Here is an 18,306-nt window from a genome sequence, read left to right as displayed (position 1 = left end):
TATTTTAGAGCTTAGGCGAGACTTTGTAGACTGCCGAACCCCATTCCTTATTGTCTTTTGCGCCCACTACCAGGCAATAAAAAACAATCTCTCCATGATCGTTCATATCTACATCTCCTCCGAATCCAGGGAAATTTGGATTTGAAAGGATTTTTCCCATACCTAAGTCAGTCATCACTTCATCACCTTCTGCGACGATCTTTTTGACTTCTTTTGAATCAGCAAGATAAATTCCACGCTTGCCATCCATATCTTTTGCTCTAAAAAGAATTTGTCCTTGCTCATTGATTTTTGGCGAGAACATTTCGATTTCTGAAATCCCGTCTGATTTTTCAATCACAACATTTTTCAGATGCCCTTCTTTGTAGCGAATAAGGGCTTTTGTCCCGTCTTCTAAAACAGCAGTAAAGGCCACCATGTTGTTTTTTGAAATACTAGCTGAGTTAGTAAAACCTCTAAAGACAGAATTTGGGTCCATGTCTTTATCACGGGCAATAACCACTGGTTCCAATGAAGATCCATTTGGTTTTAACATCAGGATTTCATCGCCGTTTGATTCATCCCACTGTCCGACATCACCAATGCGTCTCTTAAAGGCCATGGCCCCAGAGTCGTTTAGGTAAGGTTTAAACAGGTATGAAGATTTTTGTCCGTATGAGCTCGCCCCTTCTGTGATGATAGGTTTTAATGAACCGTCATACTGGAAATACGTACGTGCATTTTCCTGGTCAGTTCCACGGAAATAAACTTTTCCGTTTGTCAGAACTTGAGGGTATGTATAAAAAGCAATGTCTTCATTTGCTGGCTTTAGAACTTGCTTTACTTCAGACGAATCACCGTTAAAAGTAAAAATCCCATCGCTTGCAAAATCATCGTACGTGTTAAACGCAATCACACCCGCATCGTTTAGACTTGGGTCTGTGACAAATTTTGTTTCATCTGTTGAGTAAACAATTTTTCCGCTCTCATCAATCCCACGCTTAAGCCATAGCCCTTGAGTGTTTTCTCCATTAAAGGCCATAAGCTTAAAGCTTACATCTCCACGGTTATTGATAACCGGTGATGTGTTTGAAAGAAAACTCATCGGTGGAAGATTGTATCCGTCGCCAATATTAGCGCGCGCCAGGATTTCTGGAGCATTGTATTCTGAAATGGCCGCGAAAGTTGAAAATGATAGCGAGAAAAGAGTAAGCGCTAACGTCGTTTTAATAGTCATGGTTCAAATCCTTTTTCTGTTTTTAAAAGAGACATGGCGATTTTTACGCCATCAACCGCTGCACTGGTAATCCCTCCGGCATGGCCTGCGCCTTCGCCGCAAGGATAAAGCCCCTGGTGGCTGGTTGATTCCATCGTCTCTTTATGGCGGGCAATCGTCACGGGTGCCGATGTCCTGGTTTCCGGTGCAATCAGTAGTGCTTTATCTGAAATAAAACCCTTTAAGTTATCATCAAATTTTACCAGAGCTTGCTCTAAATGTTTAGTCACAAATTGCGGTAATATGTCTCTTAATGGAGTTTTTACAATTCCCGAAGGTGTCGATGTTTTGACTCCTTCATTCGAAGGATTCAAAGAATGATTCATAAACTCTTTGAGTGTCTGAGCAGGAAGCTCTCTTCCATGGGCGCGGGCCATTGAAGCCTGGTAGGCCTTTTGTTCAATCCCGTGCTGGAAATCCAACCCGGCAAGTAGTTTATCACTTGAGAAATCTACTCCGGCGCGAACGCTGACAACTAAAGCGGCATTCGACCAGCGGGAATTGCGGGCGTAGTTACTCATTCCATTAACGACAATTCCATTGGCCTCTGTCCCCGAAGAAAGCACGTAGCCTCCCGGACACATACAGAAACTATAAGTTCCTTTTTTTGTCTTCGGGTCTTCGTAACTCAAGCGGTAGCGGGCAGCTCCCAGCTCAAGGCCTGCAAATTTTCCGTATTGAATATGGTCAATGAGTTCGCGCGGGTGCTCGATGCGAACTCCTACCGCGAAGTCTTTTTGTTTCATTTCCACCCCTAACTCTTCCAGGTGGTAGTACATTTCTTTTGCCGAATGCCCGGTGGCCAGGACAACACTGTTAGAAAAAAGTTTTTCTCCGGTGTTTAATTCAACACCGATGATTTTTTTTCCTTCAAAAAGCAAACGGTCCACTCGGGTATTGTAGCGAACTTCAGAGCCTTTTGAGACCAGGTACTCAGTCATCTTGTTAATGAGCCCTCTGATCTTGTTTGAACCCAAATGTGGGTTAGAAATATACGCTGTTTCTTTCGGGGCTCCAAAATCCACAAAGCGGTTCATGACGTACTGAACGAAAGGAGATTTGATTCGGGTAATCAGCTTTCCATCAGAAAAAAGCCCTGCGCCACCTTCACCGTAACACACGTTGTTTTCTGTGTTGAATTCTCCGTATCTCCAGAATTTCGAAATGTGCAGCATTCGGTTGTGAGCGCGGTCTCCGCGTTCAATCACAATCGACGGCACTCCGTAATCTGCTAACCGTAAAGCACAAAAAAGCCCACCAGGGCCGGCCCCAATGATAATAGGTTTATTTTTAAATGATCCTAGTTGAGGGAACTCCTCTCTGGCCGCTTCAAACTGCTCGCCTGGACTTAAAATCTCAACGTTGTAAGTGTAGCGAGGAGTTTTTCCTCTCTGGGCACCTCTGGCGTCGAGGGCCTGATTTAAAATGCGGTAGTCCACATGATCGGGAAAATGAGAGTCCAAATAGACTTCAACGTCCTCATTGTAATCGAGTGTGAATTGAATTTTTTTTGTCATTGGTTTGTCTCAATATTGGATGAGACAAGTATAAGCGTTTTATGGCAAAATTTAAAGCTATAAAACAAGAGTTTCTCGGAGAGAAAAATGAGTAAAGCACTAACCGTTTCCATGATCGTCATTGGGGATGAAATATTAAATGGCAGAACGACTGATTTAAACGGTTCGTGGCTCTCGAAGTTTCTCTTTAAAAAAGGCCTGGAATTTAAGTCATTGCGCTTTATTCGCGACAACGCCGAAGAGATGACTGCAGCCTTGAGCGCTTCTTTTTTTGACAGCGATATTGTCATTACCAGTGGTGGAATTGGGCCAACTCTCGATGATAAAACCAAAAACACGCTGGCCGACTATTTCAAAAAATCAGTCGTTGAAAGAAACGACGTCGCCGAACTTGTTGCCGAAAATTACATCCGTTTTGGAAGAAGCTGGACTCCGGAAACCAACCACTATCACTTTTTCCCCCAGGATTTTATCGCCATCAATAATCCAAGAGGACTTGCTCCCGGACTTGCTTTTTTTACAACCGATAAAAAACTAGTCATGGCCGCTCCCGGAGTGCCGCGCGAATTTACGGCGATGGTGGAAGAAGAATTTTATCCGCTCATCAAAAAAGGATTTGCCGATCGACTCAAAGAAAACCACCAATGCGTTATCAGGACTCAAGGAGTCCCGGAAGAAAAAATCTTCTTTGAACTCTGCCCGACTCTTTGGCAAGACCTGGAGGCCTTTGGAAAAGTGAGTTCACTTCCCCACACAATTGGTATTGATATAGTCATCGGTTTTACCGGGTCACAAAAAGAATTCGAGGAGAAATCACAAAAGATTAAAGAGCTCGTCATGAAAACTCCGCTTGCCCCTCATGTCTGGCAATGGGGAAATCGTGCCATCCACGACATGGTGTTAGAAAAAGCTTTAGAGAAAAAATGCACATTCGCTTTTGCTGAATCATGCACCGGTGGACTGACATCATCAAAGATCACAGATCTCTCTGGATCGAGCGCTGTTTTTTATGGTGGAATTATTTCTTACGACAACTCGATTAAAGAGAATGTTTTAAAAGTAAAAAAAGAGACGTTGGAAAAATTCGGCGCAGTCAGTGTTGAATGCGCGATAGAAATGGCCCGTGGAGTGCGCGAGCTTTTAAAAACTGATTATGCTGTTTCAATCACCGGCATTGCCGGCCCAACCGGCGGCTCAAAAGAAAAGCCGGTGGGAACAGTCGCCATTGGAATTGCCTCTAAAGACAAAAACACAGCAGTGCTTTATCAGTTTCCAGGAGACAGAGTAAAATTAAAAGATCGCTTTTCAGATAAAGCGCTTTTAACTTTGTTGGAATTAATGGAGTAGATTATTTGTTGGCAAAAGATTTAGAGGTCTGAATTTTTTCAAGAGCAGAAGCTTTTATTTCCTGAACACTCTCCTCTTGTACACTGGCAATTTCTCTTTTTGCTCTCTGAGCTTCTTCAGAATTAAAACGCCCACTTTGAGCAAGACGGTTAATCATCACTTCGGCCTGCATCTTTTCAAGCTTCATTGAGCTTATCATTTGATCAATTGTCTTACTCTCTGCCATCACCTGGAATGACATCGTTGCAACCGCGATCAAAAAAAGAATTTTGCATTTCATCGTGATTAACTCCACTTTGAGTTGTTTGAACTCTCCCCAGTATCGGGGAAAACTGCCTTTTTCTTGAGTTTTTCAATCGGAATTAAGCTGCTAAATCGTGATCTCAAGGGCCTAGAATAGAAACCTCAATGGGAAGATTTTTTATTTAAATTTTCTCCTCGCCGAGAAAAATGGGCAGAAACGTCCCACTCCACACTTTCCACAATTGTCTTAACTCTCTGAAAATAATCAATCACCGGAATTAAAGCCCTACTGTTTCAGAAGGCTTTTAAAATTAACGAAAGGTTATTAAGGGAAAACCGAATAGATTTAAGAACTTTGTTGCAAAAAGGCTTGTGGACTTGATGGATTATTTAAAGGCACATTTTAAAAAGTTTGGAGGCATCACTATCGTTGTGATGGTTCTCACTCTTTTTTTACAAGGCTGTATCCAGGCGCCAAAAGCAAATCGCAATTCTCTTAAAAGCGCCAGCACAACTGATTCAGGTGGCGCAACAAAACTTCCAGAATTCACAGCGGGAAACAACTTCATCCAAAATGGTGCAAGTGTTTATCTCTCAAGTGTTCCACTGAGTTTAAATTTTTCTGACTATATCCAGCTGCGCGGAAAAGACGTCGACAGTTACATCAGAAGCACAGGGACTTCGAACATTGTGTGTTTAACTTCACGTTATACGCAAGCATCAGTCAACAAAGTAATCCTGATGGCGGCGATTCCTCGCTCGGTATACAACTTCACTTCACAGACTCTTGAGTACTACTACAACATTTCTCCATCTGACGTAACATCAAACCAAAGTTTTTGTCAGAAGACAGGTGTTATCAACAAGCTTTATAGCTTGTACCCTACACTGACTCCCAAATATCAAATTTCAGAAATCTGTCCATCTGGAACATGCTCTAGTTCATCGTATCCGGGACAATCGCTGGAGTTATACAACACAACAGGAACGGCCTTAACTCAAATTGCAACGAAGCATCTGCTTTTTACTGTTTCCAACAGCACAAGCGGAAACTCTTCATCAGGACAGACTTGTACAGATTCATCGCAATGTAAGTCTCAAGGTTATGACTGTTGCAGCTCTGGTCAGTGTGTGAAAGACCTTGCTCAGAAGCCAGGAGTTGACACTTCTTCAAATGAATACCTTCAGGCCTTACAGGATATTTTAAATAACCCTTCTAACGTTTATTTATACCCTCAGTATTATTTTATCTGTTCAGAGCCGGTGACAAACCCAACGACACCGACAACTCCAACAGATCCGGTTAATGAGGCCAATGTTCGTTTAAAGAAGATGGCAAACCTTTATAACTGTACGACTAAAATTGAAGGGGAATACGGTCTTTGTACTAAGACTTATACCAATGCGACAATCGGTCAATTCTACAGCGCTGGAAAAGACGACAGAAGTTTTGCCGACACATTCACTCACATCAATGTTGATAAACAGACCCTGGTTTCAATAGAAGAAATCAGCTACGGTGAAGTTGTTATTTACGACTACACAACAAAAACTGACACTCAACTTCTGCCAAATATCTATGAAGATACAGCTGTTCGAATTGAAGGATCTCACAATGACGACCTGGCCACAGGTGCTGCGATTCAAGTTAAGGTAAAACCTTCTGCCGCAGTTTCAAATGACCTGGTTATCAAATACAAAATCGATGCAAGCTGTACGCAAGTCAACGCTTCTTTAGCGAAGTGTGAGAAATATTATATTCAAGGACAGGACGATGCTGGAGACACAATCGCAGCTCACCGCCGCGGCCGTGTCACAGACCACTACCCTGACTCAAATATTTTTAAGCTTCCTTACTACGCTAATACTGCTAAAGCGATCACTGTTGAAGTCGATGGGATCACTCAAAAACAAGACCTGGACTGGCAATTAAACATCGGTGCTCCAAGCACTATTCAATTCCTTCCTGTCAACTCCCTTAAAGTTTTCAAAGACCAAAAGGTTCGCATCTCATATTTTGTAGACCTGACAGTCAACAATGTTATGGAATCAAAACTAGCGGCGTTGAATGAAATTAAAACAATCTGTTCATGCTCAGGAACAAACTGTAGCCTGACTCCAGTAAAAAACACTTCTGGGGCCATCACTGATTACGCCTGCGTTTATCCAGACCCAGATCCGGTTGACCCACCGATGTCTCAAAAAATTTATTTGAGCTCAAAAACAGTTCCAGTGCGCTTCTTTGATTCAAATGGAGCAGCTCAGACAACTGTTAATGCCAGTACTTTAAAACAGGAAGGAACTGAGTTCAAATACAGAAATGATAACCTGCTTAACCCAAGCAACATGCCGGACATTACCAATGCGGCAGATACAAGTGACACCTACACAGGGTTCAACGAAATTTACGGAAGCCTTTCATACACTAACGGTTCAGCAAAACCAGCTTATGAAGTTTCGGTGAAAAAAGGCACGACATACGATATCTACGTTGACCGCGGGTCTTTTTCAAACTGTGTTCAGTGTGGAAACGACTACTACTCTCAACTAAATAAACTCTTCCCTCTTGCTCAATTTGGTGGTGGCGCTGTTCCACTACTTGGACAGACAAACCGCTCAATGAGTAACGGAATCCGCTCTGATGAAATGAAATTCGGTCGCGCTTGTCTTGTCCCTGCGACAATGATCCCATGGACACATGGAACTGAGTCAACTGCGCAAGTTCAACGTATGAACCGCATGCGTGCTCAGCATTTTATGTTCGCTAACGGTTACCAGTATGACTGGTATGGATTTGACTATGGTTCGGTTATCGGGTCTTTTGACGGTGTAAAATGGTTCTCTATCGGAACAAACCGTCGCATTAAAGCAGAAAGCAATAAAATGTTCGTTGCCGTCAACGGTCTTTTTGGAGACCTGACTCTTGAAGCAACTTATGAAGTGACAATCAATGATGGGACACTCAATCCTCTTGGTTCAAATATGGTCACGACAGATTACAATTCTGATGGGGCCCAATGTCAGCAGTTCCACCAATGTTCAACAGACAATGACTGTGCGACCACTCTTGGATGGGAATACTCATGTGCTTCTGTTAATGAAATCACAACGAGCTGGCCAAAATTTGATGACAATGCCAAAGAAATTCCTGAAACGAATTTCGACAATAACCGCTTCACTAGCATCCTTGGTATTTCAACAACAGGAAAACGTTGTGTGTACCGTGGTCGTGGTGCGCTTTGTACACAAAACTACAACAACGTAAACGTGAACTCGACTTTCAATCAGTCGACAAGCCAACAGATGCACTCATGTTCATCAAATACTTACTGTCAGTCAATTTCAGTAAATGGAACTCCTGCTGCGAAATTCAACAACCGCATCGCTCGTTACGGAAAAGTAAGAACAGACTCAACAGTCGATAGTTTCGGTCTCGCGGCCCTTATCCCGGGACGTCCATACTTATTTAATGGTGTTGAAACAGTTAGAGCTGAGACGCTAAAAAATCTTAACGTCAATAAGGCCATGGCAATGTGTATTCCTGGTCGCGATGTCGACCAGACAAGCTTCCTTGAACAAAACCGTGTGGCCCCTACTGGCACTGAGTTCACAGGTGATAAAGTTCTAGGAATCGGGATGAGTTATAGAAAGAGCACGCCAACCGCAGCTCCAAACTATCTCAATGCATGTTCGATCATGGATTCGACAAAAAATTTCTATCACAATACGACAACTCAGGCCGCAGCTTCTTTCAGTAGTGCAACCGTGTACCCTAATTTAAAATACGATGCCGGCTCTCAAGCAATGTCGACCAACGTCTTGGGAATCTTTGATTCTATCTTCTCAAGCAAAGGGATTTCTTTTGGTCTTTATAAATCGACAAGTGCAATCCTGACGACCACATCGTTCCAGGAAAACAGATGTCTTCGCGCTCCTGGTTCATCATGTTTTACAGACATGGATTGTGGTCCTTCAAAAGTTGTATCTGATAAAATCAAGTCATTAAGCGCTGCTGATTCAGTCGTGACTAATATCCTAAATAAATATGAAGTTATGTTCTGGCAGGAAGAACTAGTGTGTTCTCAGGCCGAGGCAAAAACCAGCTCTCTTTATGATCCAAAAAACAACCGTTGTTGTCGCGAAGTTGGTAAGACAATTTCACTTCCATCTGGAGACAATGTAAACCTGATTAACTATAATCAGGTTCCGGGCCTTGATACATCGATTGGTTATAAGTACCGCTACTCTCGTGCTGCGACTATGTACAAAGAATCAAATACAGATGCAGGAAACTTCCCTGCACTATCTGTGGCCTCAAAAGATCAGTGTGGTTCACCGGCCGATCCTCTTCTTTGTAAATCGACGGCCAATCTTGCAAATCAATTTAGAACCTTCACATCGCTAGCTGAAAAAACCAGCTGTTCAGGTGACTGGGTAAGAAGTTTTGCAACAAGTGGAACAAAATGGGAAAGCTCTCGCTTCCAGGCCTTTGCTCCATCTATGTTTAAATGTTTCAACTGGTATGGTGGTACAGGTGGATACACTTGTTCACAATATGAAGCGGATGATCCGGCCTGTCCAATGGCCCAAACACAACCAAGCACACCTAAAGCAAAAGAAATTTTAAGTTACCTTGGAAGACTGGAGCTAATGGGGATTCCACAAATTTCATTCCCATCAGAAGAGTATTACAGCGATGCAACTGAAGAGCGCGGGATGTCTTGTAAATCTCACCCGGCGGGAAGATCTAACACTTATCCAAACAATGCTTCAAGCACTGGTGGTACATACCTTCCTCCAAGCACTCTTTATAAGAGCGGTGCGATTAAAGAATACGTCGACAGCAATACGGCACCAACAATGTACAGTTACTCTGCTGTAGATAATACGAACTTCCAAAGCATGAAACAAATCTTCAAGTCTGATGAAGTGAGAGGATGTCTACCGGCCGGTACACAAATGACAACGGGTGCTGACCCTGCTCTATGCTGTACAGGGATGATCAACTCAAAAACATTAAAGTGTCAGCTTGATGACTACGTAGACGTCAGCGTTTATACAAACCGCTACGTTTCGAGTGAAGCTAAAAAGCTTAACATCACTCTCTTTGACTCAAACGGATATATCAAAGACCCGGCCTACGCAGCCAACCTGGCGTGTGAGAGACAAATGTGTGCGTCTGGGAAACTGGCCTACGGTATCTTGATTTCAAGATTAAAAACTCCTGGTCAAGAAAGCCTGCCAAATAAATACTTCCGTTTCCTTGAAGGAAACACTGCTGATAATATCAATAAGCTTCTGGATATCTACAATAAGGGGTTAAAGTTAAACAACCACGTTTATTGTATTCCAGAGTCTCTGGATAACTCTGCCACTCAATCAGATTCTGACGACTTGACGATTTTTACATGTGGTAATTAATTGTCAAAAGCTTTCGATGCTCTCATAATAAATCAAGACAAAAACTTTTCTTAAAGAGAGTCGCATGGAAGCATTGATTATTGCCGCAATCCTGGGCCTGGTTGAAGGTCTAACAGAATTTATTCCCGTATCCTCTACTGGACATTTGATCATCGTCAGCGAACTGCTGCACTTAGATCACGCCAAAAGTGATTCATTTAATATCATTATTCAATTAGGGGCCATCCTCGCAGTTGTTTATCTCTATAGAGAGAGATTCGCCGAGTTCTTTAACCTCACAAAACTCAAAGAGCTGACCGATCTTGAAGGAATTAAAAAGGCCAAGAGACTTAACCTGGTTCACGTCGCTTTAGCGATTGTCCCGGTTTTAGGAATTGGTTTTGTCACACGCAAACTTATTAAGACATACCTCTTCAACACCAATGTGGTGGTCTTCTCTCTTATTTTCGTCGGGATCCTGATGATCGTAGTTGAAAAGTTCAAACCAAAACCAAAGATTACTAGTCTTGATGAGATCACTTACTTCGATGCCTTTATTATTGGTCTTGGTCAGTGTTTTGCTCTGATTCCAGGAGTCTCGCGCTCAGGGGCCACGATGCTTACGGGGATGCTAAGAAAAGTCGATGTTAAAACTTCGGCCGATTTCTCTTTCCTTATTTCGGTGCCAGTTATCTCGGCCGCGACTATTTATGAATTCATCAAAGTCTACTCGCTCTTTACCATGGCCGACATGATGTCTCTCTTGGTGGGATTCACTGTCTCATTCCTGATTGCAATAGTCGGAATAAAAGGTTTTTTAGTCGTTTTAAAGCGCTTAAGTATCACGCCCTTCGGTATCTACCGCATTGTCTTCGGGCTGGTCTATTACCTTTTTATCAAGTAAAAAACCGCCTCATTTTATGGCCAGACAGAGGGAGAATATGCCCATTCAATCTTATTGAGGGCACTCTCCCTAACACTCCGAAACCATTATCCTCTCCTCTAAATTTATCGAATGTTTACCATCAGATGCGGTAAAAAGCGCATGATTAAATTAATCAAGCATTAAAATAAGGCCAAGATACCAAGTTTTTTGGAAAACCATCCGAATAGACTAAAGAATGATCTTTAAGCCTTAGGAATGATTGCTATGAAAAATTTAAAACGACTCACAAAAACATTCGCGGTTCATGCAATGATTATTTCATTGCTGCAGACTTCGTTTGTTTTCATGCCTGCTTACGCTGCTAACATGAATAGCACTGAAAAAACAGGACAGGAAATTTTAAATGTCGCTAAGACTGCCGTTGGTATCTATGGTTCTTTCTTAGGACAAAAACAGCAATCAATCATGCTGCAAATTCAGGCGCAAAAAAACCAACAACTAATGCAAACGTTAAGTCCAAGCTGTCGCAAAGCAGACGGGACTTCATGTTATACGACTGGAAGTAAATTCTTTCCAGAGTGTCCACTTCCCGCTTCAATGACGAGCATGCCACAAAACGTGTGTTCTGCTGCGAGCCCTGATCCAAATCAGATCGCGCAAATGATTACGTATGAATCAATTGCAAAGAGCTGGATGAACTACTTTGACCAGATGTCAAACGAAGCTTCAAACGCGAAAGTACCCTTTGGTCTTAAATGTCTTGGTGACAAACAAAAGGCCCTTGACTCTCAGTTAACTGAGATGGTGAACAACCTGACTCGCCTTCAGGATCAGTTAAATAAAGACAAAGAAACTTTCCGCAACAACAACAAAAAACTTCTTGAAGATCTTGCGACTTATAACGACGAACTTATGGGTGCAAGTGGTACAGGAAAAAACAACCTGAAACTTAAGACTCAAGACTTTGCAAAATACTTCTCAGCTAGCTGTCAATCAGTTATTGGCGAAGATGGATTGAGAGATGGACCAAGCATGGGTCTTTTAGGGATCATGCAGTCACTTTCTCCTGCAAGCAAAAGAGCTGCTGACTACAACAATAACCGTGCACTGATTGAATCAGAAATCAGAAACGATGTTGCAAAAATCCAGGCGGCCATTCAAAATGGTGGTCTACAAGATTACTTCGATGGAAAAATCGCTGAAACATCTAAATACCAGTCTCTGGTAGTGGCGACTCAAAAGCAGTCTAAAGAATTCAGCATCGCCAAAGAAAGAATTGCCAGCGAGTTAAAGAAGATTGGTTACACTCTTCCAGAAATGGATAAGAACTTCTCTGTCGATTTTGATGAGTTTTTAAAAGACTCGCAAACTTACTTCAAGAAACAATACATCAATGAATGTGTGACTGGTGCAGACAAGAGTGGGATCGCCATCTCTACTGACCAAATCCTAAAAGCTCTTCAACAAAGAAGTACAGGAAATGCCGGTACTGCTTTATCGAAGTATAAAGATGCTTTAAAGATCATTATGGAAAGTGACTCATCGATGGAGCAAAAACTTGCTGACATCAAGGCCCTGGAAGGAACTTACCAGGACATGAGCATCACTTATCAAAGCTCGGATGGACAAAAAGTTACAGAAACTCCTTACGATCTTTATATGAGAACTCTGGAAAAATGTAACCAACACTACAACAGTGACAAATCGAGCTCTGATGGCTCAGTTGCTGTGTCTCAAAAGAAAAAAGTTGAAAGAGGTCAGGCCCTTTTAAGAGAGCTTCAATCTCTACACAACAACTACTCTTCTCAACTGGCAAGCCGTGTTCTTGACCAGGCCCTTAACTGTAACGGTGAATCGAAAAAGGCCGGATCAGGATGCGGGAATAAAGAAGCCTTCGATCACACATCGGCAAACTTCTGTATGTCAAACGCTAACCTTTGTGCCAACGAAGTCTCTGGCTGTTACGCTGAAGCGACAAAACATGTAGAAGCAAGAAAAGCTAAAATGGAAGCATTGGCAAAAACATTTAATGCCAACACTGAAATTATGGTGGCAAGAGCTAACCAACTTTACAACGCTCAAAAGAACGCGGTTATGGACATGATTAAAGTTGTTCAGGCCCGCTTCCCTGGTACAAACTTCGAAATCCCTGAAGGGATGTTCGTTTCAATGCCAGAACTTAAAAAAGATGCTTTTGGTGTTGAGCTCGCTAACGACGGAAACCTCTCTTTTATGGACGAGCTTCCAAAAAAGATCGCTCTTCTAAAACAAGTTTTCGAAAAACAACAACAAGCTGTTGATAGAGAAATCGACGAGTATATCGAAAAACAAGCAGCGGCAATGCAAAAAGAAAGAGGCCGTTGGGAACAACTTGCGGGTGAATGTAAAGGCATGATCGACAGGTCTTCTCAAGAGCTGGCGAAATCTAATGCTGAAGGCGCTAAGAAACAAAATGAACTGGACCAAAAAGTTGGAAGCTTCTGTAGAAAATACTCACAGCTTCAGGACAACCCGTTTGGTGCCTGTGAAGATGCTAAGGATCTTGCTGAACAAGCAGATAAAATCAGCGCTCGCCTAACTAGCAACGCTGAAAACGTCACAGCTCAATTCCGCTCTCTTTGTAACATGTACAACAATGAAAGTTCTTCGGCCAGCAGCGAATATGAACTGTGTCGCAAGGCCAGCTACCGTGAAAAGAACGAAGACCGTTGTGCGATCGCTGAGAATAAAGAGCTGGCGAAACTAGGTAAAAAAGAAGAAGGCGGAAAAAAAGGTGGAAAGAAAAATGGGGCCATCTCCCTTGCCTCTCTTTGTGGAACAGATTCAAAACCAGCTACGAACAAAGACCTGGTTGAGCGCATCTTGGGAAAACTTCCTGAGAAAGAAAGATCGAAGTTTGACGGTGATAGAAAAGACAAACTTGTGAAGGCACTTGAGTCTCGCGACTTTGACGGCCTTGATGGATACGGCGACCTGGAAGATGAAGGTGTTTTCCAAAACATCGCTGATCTTGGAGGCGGTGCTGAGAACGTATGTTCGAAACTTTTCACGCTGAACACTGGGACTTCTGCAAATACAGATAAGCAAAAAGCAGAATTAACGGCTCTTGAAAATGAACTAAAAGCTGCTACGACAGAAGAAGCTAAAAAAACATTCACAACAAAAATTGAAGATAAAAAGAAAGAGATTGCTGCAGCTGACACAAAAGGAAGCAATCCTGTGACAAAAGTTCTTGATGATTTAAAATCTGCCGCTCTTGCGGGCACGACAGTTGAAGCTCAAAGAGAAGTTGCATTCAACCGTCTCGGGGAACAAATCGACGGTTCATGTGACGCTCAGGCAAGCAACACATCAATGCCTAAGGACTGGGGAAGCCAGCTGTTACAATCATTCGATAAAGCGATTTTGGGGAATACAAAGTAGTACGTTAGCGACAAGACAGGTTTAGATGGGGAAAAGAAACTGGGGCTTAAAACATTGCAAAACACTCACTGCACTTCTTTTAGTGTCAGTGGCGGTGTCGTCATGTATTCCGTCTGTGAGTTCTAATCCTCGCAGCCGTCTGAGTGCAAATGCGACCAATTCGAATGTTGGGCTTTACCAAGGAAAAATCCTTGCCGACAACCCTATCATTCTTTCAAACGATCCAAGTCTTAGCTTAAAGTACGACCTCAACAAGCTAACAAGTGTAGCCAACATCACGACTAACTCTTTTCTTCAAGGAAATCCGAATTGCTCGGGACTTACTTATTGTTTTGAAGTCAGACAGTATAAAGAGTCTGTTTCTGCTCTACAAACGACAGATGGGAAATGGGGTTACTCTGCCGCATCGGAAGAGTTTCTTCAGGTTAATACCTACTTTCATTTGAATAAGATTTTCGATCAGTTCTTTTCGAATCTTGGGCTTTCATATGGCAATGCCTACGATTCTTTTGCCTTCCCTATTTACGATACCGCTATTCCATTAAACCTATATAACTCAGATGGGACTTTTAACTTAAATAACCAAACATTAATGGCCTTCTCGGGTTGCGACCTGGAAAACAACGCCACTTATGACCAGGCCACAGAATCACTTTGTTTTGGATACACTGGAAGCAAAAAAGAGCTTCGCTGGGCACACGATAGCACAATCGTTTACCACGAAGCCGGGCACTTCTTCCAAAAGCTGCAATTGAATTTTAGAAACACAGCTTCTGTCACAAAAGCTCAACTGGGTAATTACCTTTACACAGAAGCGGGCTCTATTGGTGAGGGTCTATCAGACTTCTTTAGCTATTATGTCAATGGTCGCACGCACTGGGGTGAATGGGCCGCTGGAAAACTTGGCGGGTCTCGCCCACTTTCTGAAGACGACGCTCTTCACGTTCCAAGTTTATCAACAGATGATGACCAGAGATTAAACTATCCACAATACTTAAACTACGATCCAAACGATCCGGAAATCCCAGTTGAAGACATTCACATGTCAGGGATGATTATCTCCCATTACCTAACGGCCCTTTCAGTTGACTTGCAATCAAAATGCAGTATGACCTCAAAAGATGCTCGTGAATTTGTTATGTCAATTCTAAACGAAACGATGGCCGAACTTGGAGACTTAACATCAAAAGGAACTGTCAATGGTTCTGTAGGTAAAGTAAACATGGACGCCACGAATTCACTTCAATGGCTTTCAACAAATAATCCTATTAACTACCGTTCATTTTCTCAAACAATTGCCAAGAACCTGCTAAATACAATTGGAAACGCGGGTCTGAACCGTTGTAATGGGACATACTACACTCGCGATAATATCGAGGGGCTCCTTGATAGTTACGGGCTTCTCCTCTTTAAAACTTACAATCAACACAGAAACCTGACGAATACATCGACAAAGATCAACACTCAGGTAACTGCAACCAACAGAAAAAAATCAGTGTTGATTTCTAAAAACAGTTTAATTCTCGACCCGACAACTGGAGCAAGTTCTGCTTACGTTATCGATAGCCGTACACAAATCGCTGCAGGTATCACTCAACTTCAATCTTCAGGATTGATTGGGACGATGTCTGCCCAGACACCAAGTGATTTTGGTTTCAATAACGGAAACAGCAAAGTGAGCCCGGGTGAAGTTGTCGCCATCGCACTTAACTTATACAACAATTCAAACTCAGTGATGGGTGGAATTGAAGTCCTGGCCAACGATTGGGACCATGCTGACACGGCCACAAAAAAGCCATGTCTGTTTGATTCAAATCTTTCAAATGATGGATGGCCTCTGTCTTCTGAAGGTGCCTCAACAGATACAAACTGCCAGACTATCGGTGCCTCAACGACAGAATTTGCTCCTGTGTGCTTCGTGCAATCAAACGAATCCTCGGCCACAAAATGGATCTCTCAGCACGAGTTCAAAGAAAAAATGTCGATTGATACCAATTCATGTCTGGATAGATCTAATGACAAAGACTGTTTTATCCGCGCCATCAAAGGTGCAGACAAAGCTTACTTCTCAAAGATCAATCCAAAGTCAACATGGGGCCAGACGATGGCCAACCCAAAAACAGGAAAGGCCTACGGACTGGATTGGGGTAATGTGCTTTTATTTGAAGTTTCAAAACACATTCCTCCTGGAACAGTGATTGACTGTCGCTTGAGAGTACGCTTTACAAACTGTGAAGACTGCTTCCACGACAGCACAAGAAACAACAACGACTATTATGACTTTGAATACAATGGTCCAAGACCATTTAAGATTATCCACCTGCAGATTCCGATTACAGATTAATTATGAAGAAAACGTTCCTGTTTGTCCTTTCTGTATCCCTGGCCTTTGGTATAACTTTTTATATCAAAAGAAGGGAGTCTCAAACTTTTGCGAACAAGAGTCGTGAGTGGAAAACGTTTGTCAAAAAATCTGACTCTGAGGTTGCTTCTCACAACACGACTTCCGATGAATTTCAGGCGGCAAAAATCGTCAATCCTGACGAGAATAAAAAAGAAAGAGCAAGCCGCACAGTCGCCTCTGTTAACCCTTTTAAAGGGTTTATGGTCAGGCAAAACCGCATTCTCATGGGCGATATAGACCAGAAGTATGAAGATGAGGCCACAGAGCTAAAAATGCTCAATGCCATCAATCCTGACTGGAAAGAGATTATGGGTGAAGACCTGATGCGCTTTCAGCCTGAAGACACCAAACTCATGGTCAAAGAAGAAGTCCCGGTTATTAAGATCGTTGACGGCAAAGGACGCTTCTTAGAGCAAGTCATTGTGACTTATCTAAAAAAGAACGGTGATAAAAACAGCTTTAAAGCGCTTGTTGATTCAGAGACTGGAACCATTGTTGAAACCTGGGACAGGACAATTCATGAACAGCTTGGAAGACGAAAAGGAAGGATGGCCTTCCCTTCCGTCAATGAAAGCGGTATTGTTACAAAGTAAGTGGTAAACTCACACCAAGAACGATTTCTTTAAAATCGCGCTCAGGGCTCAAAGAGCCATTTCCTGCGCTAGATTCAAATTCATCAAAGTTAACCATTCTGTACATTAAGTTGATTGAAAGAAATGGCAGTCCGGTAAATCCAACTCCCAGCTCTTTTGTGTTTCCTTTGTATTCAGTGTTAATAGAATTATCGGCCTTCGTTGTGTTGCTGAAGTAATAGGCCCCCCATGCACGCACAAGAATTGGAAAATTATATCCGGCAAAAACACCAAACTCATTTCTTTTCATGTCTGTTTTCACAGTTCCTGTACTGCTTTTGGCCTCTTGTTCATAACTCGAACGTGTGTAATCAAGACCCAGCATTAAACCAAGGTTCTGCCACCCAATTCTCGCCCCTAATTGAGGCCCGTTATAATCGTATTCTACGCCTCCAGCATCGCCAGAACCTGAAAGGTTGTATCCAATATGCGGCTCGATTAAAAGGGATGCAGAAGCCGTCTGCGCGCTTAAAAAAACAACACCCAATACCAGGGCCAGTTTTTTTACATTTTTACAAATTCCCATAGTTCCTCCTTGATTTTCACGTGAATCAGTACTACTTACTTTCAATTATCCATTGAGCTTCTAAAAAGGAAAGATAAAACTTATGAAATCGCTGTATTCTCTTCTAGTTATCGCCCTTGTGTCTACGTTCTCCTTCAACGCGCACGCTGTGTATTTTAATGTGATTGGAGCATGTTCTGAGAGGCCAGTTCATTCTGGTTCTTTTAAGACAGATCTCGATGACAGTGTTGGAAAAATCTCAATGGACATTTTTGACTTTAACAAAATCCCCTATGCAGGGACTGAGCACGGAATGAATTCTATCATCAATTCCTCTGTTGGGTTAGATGCTATGGAAGTTATTTCAGACTCTAAAATGCGCGCTTATGGATGGTGCTTTTCCATCAATGGTGTAATTCCAGACGTTCTGGCCAGTGAAGTTCACTTTAGTAAACAAAATGATGTTTTAACCTGGTTCTACGCTTATTCAACGTACGATCAAGGGGTTTGGACTGATTACTGTGTTCCTTCGTATAAAATTAAGTCACCACAATTTTGTAAATAGTCCTCAATAACCGAGCGTCCTAATCCGATAAGTTTTTGATCTCGGAGGACGCTCATTAAAACTTATTCTCCCTACCTATTCATCCTGGTTGTCGCAAGCGCTGTTGGCCTGTGGTCAAGCCAGCAAAAC

Annotated in this window: 11 protein-coding genes; 7 read left to right on the top strand and 4 right to left on the bottom strand. The window is 42.5% G+C overall.

The window, feature by feature from the left end; all coding sequences use genetic code 11:
* Positions 1 to 4 precede the first annotated feature (4 nt).
* Entirely contained in the window at positions 5 to 1,216 is a 1,212-nt protein-coding gene (locus AC6JA8_RS08520) for a DUF7453 family protein (protein WP_497976681.1), read from the bottom strand.
* A complete protein-coding gene (locus AC6JA8_RS08515) occupies positions 1,213 to 2,772 on the bottom strand; it encodes an NAD(P)/FAD-dependent oxidoreductase (RefSeq protein WP_497976680.1) in 1,560 nt (519 codons plus the stop codon). The genes AC6JA8_RS08520 and AC6JA8_RS08515 overlap by 4 nt, the downstream gene beginning before the upstream one ends.
* Before the next feature lie 87 nt (positions 2,773 to 2,859).
* Here AC6JA8_RS08515 and AC6JA8_RS08510 point away from each other — a divergent pair, with 87 nt between their 5' ends.
* On the top strand, positions 2,860 to 4,119 hold the full coding sequence (locus tag AC6JA8_RS08510) for a CinA family nicotinamide mononucleotide deamidase-related protein (RefSeq protein WP_497976679.1): 1,260 nt from the start codon (positions 2,860 to 2,862) through the stop codon (positions 4,117 to 4,119).
* Position 4,120: 1 nt separating this feature from the next.
* Here AC6JA8_RS08510 and AC6JA8_RS08505 read toward each other — a convergent pair whose 3' ends face one another.
* Positions 4,121 to 4,399 (bottom strand): hypothetical protein, encoded by a 279-nt coding sequence (locus tag AC6JA8_RS08505; RefSeq protein WP_497976678.1) that lies wholly within the window; start codon positions 4,397 to 4,399, stop codon positions 4,121 to 4,123.
* Between the two features lie 344 nt (positions 4,400 to 4,743).
* Between AC6JA8_RS08505 and AC6JA8_RS08500 the strand changes: the two genes are divergently transcribed.
* The 5 genes from AC6JA8_RS08500 to AC6JA8_RS08480 all read left to right on the top strand — a co-directional run bounded on the left by AC6JA8_RS08500 (position 4,744) and on the right by AC6JA8_RS08480 (position 17,068).
* Positions 4,744 to 9,783, top strand: a complete 5,040-nt coding sequence (locus AC6JA8_RS08500) for a hypothetical protein (protein ID WP_497976677.1) — start codon at positions 4,744 to 4,746, stop codon at positions 9,781 to 9,783.
* A gap of 64 nt (positions 9,784 to 9,847) precedes the next feature.
* On the top strand, positions 9,848 to 10,666 hold the full coding sequence (locus tag AC6JA8_RS08495) for an undecaprenyl-diphosphate phosphatase (protein WP_497976676.1): 819 nt from the start codon (positions 9,848 to 9,850) through the stop codon (positions 10,664 to 10,666).
* 246 nt (positions 10,667 to 10,912) lie between these two features.
* On the top strand, positions 10,913 to 14,071 hold the full coding sequence (locus AC6JA8_RS08490) for a hypothetical protein (protein ID WP_497976675.1): 3,159 nt from the start codon (positions 10,913 to 10,915) through the stop codon (positions 14,069 to 14,071).
* 25 nt (positions 14,072 to 14,096) lie between these two features.
* Complete coding sequence (locus AC6JA8_RS08485; protein WP_497976674.1) at positions 14,097 to 16,415, top strand: hypothetical protein; 2,319 nt, start codon at positions 14,097 to 14,099, stop codon at positions 16,413 to 16,415.
* A 2-nt stretch (positions 16,416 to 16,417) separates the two neighbouring features.
* Complete coding sequence (locus tag AC6JA8_RS08480; protein ID WP_497976673.1) at positions 16,418 to 17,068, top strand: hypothetical protein; 651 nt, start codon at positions 16,418 to 16,420, stop codon at positions 17,066 to 17,068.
* On the opposite strand, the gene AC6JA8_RS08475 is transcribed toward AC6JA8_RS08480, so the two are convergent.
* On the bottom strand, positions 17,058 to 17,633 hold the full coding sequence (locus AC6JA8_RS08475; RefSeq protein ID WP_497976672.1) for a hypothetical protein: 576 nt from the start codon (positions 17,631 to 17,633) through the stop codon (positions 17,058 to 17,060). The two genes, AC6JA8_RS08480 and AC6JA8_RS08475, sit on opposite strands and share 11 nt — an antisense overlap.
* Positions 17,634 to 17,715: 82 nt before the next feature.
* Between AC6JA8_RS08475 and AC6JA8_RS08470 the strand changes: the two genes are divergently transcribed.
* A complete protein-coding gene (locus tag AC6JA8_RS08470; protein WP_497976671.1) occupies positions 17,716 to 18,177 on the top strand; it encodes a DUF4430 domain-containing protein in 462 nt (153 codons plus the stop codon).
* Positions 18,178 to 18,306 lie beyond the last annotated feature (129 nt).

The organism is Bacteriovorax sp. HI3, assembly GCF_059738875.1.
Note: the sequence above shows the minus strand (reverse complement) of the source record. Positions and strands in the feature narration are given on the sequence as shown.

Bases quoted from the DNA above. Each gene is read 5' to 3' on its own strand.
- AC6JA8_RS08520 (WP_497976681.1), bottom strand. From the start codon at position 1,216: ATGACTATTAAAACGACGTTAGCGCTTACTCTTTTCTCGCTATCATTT.
- AC6JA8_RS08515 (WP_497976680.1), bottom strand. From the start codon at position 2,772: ATGACAAAAAAAATTCAATTCACACTCGATTACAATGAGGACGTTGAA.
- AC6JA8_RS08510 (WP_497976679.1), top strand. From the start codon at position 2,860: ATGAGTAAAGCACTAACCGTTTCCATGATCGTCATTGGGGATGAAATA.
- AC6JA8_RS08505 (WP_497976678.1), bottom strand. From the start codon at position 4,399: ATGAAATGCAAAATTCTTTTTTTGATCGCGGTTGCAACGATGTCATTC.
- AC6JA8_RS08500 (WP_497976677.1), top strand. From the start codon at position 4,744: ATGGATTATTTAAAGGCACATTTTAAAAAGTTTGGAGGCATCACTATC.
- AC6JA8_RS08495 (WP_497976676.1), top strand. From the start codon at position 9,848: ATGGAAGCATTGATTATTGCCGCAATCCTGGGCCTGGTTGAAGGTCTA.
- AC6JA8_RS08490 (WP_497976675.1), top strand. From the start codon at position 10,913: ATGAAAAATTTAAAACGACTCACAAAAACATTCGCGGTTCATGCAATG.
- AC6JA8_RS08485 (WP_497976674.1), top strand. From the start codon at position 14,097: ATGGGGAAAAGAAACTGGGGCTTAAAACATTGCAAAACACTCACTGCA.
- AC6JA8_RS08480 (WP_497976673.1), top strand. From the start codon at position 16,418: ATGAAGAAAACGTTCCTGTTTGTCCTTTCTGTATCCCTGGCCTTTGGT.
- AC6JA8_RS08475 (WP_497976672.1), bottom strand. From the start codon at position 17,633: ATGGGAATTTGTAAAAATGTAAAAAAACTGGCCCTGGTATTGGGTGTT.
- AC6JA8_RS08470 (WP_497976671.1), top strand. From the start codon at position 17,716: ATGAAATCGCTGTATTCTCTTCTAGTTATCGCCCTTGTGTCTACGTTC.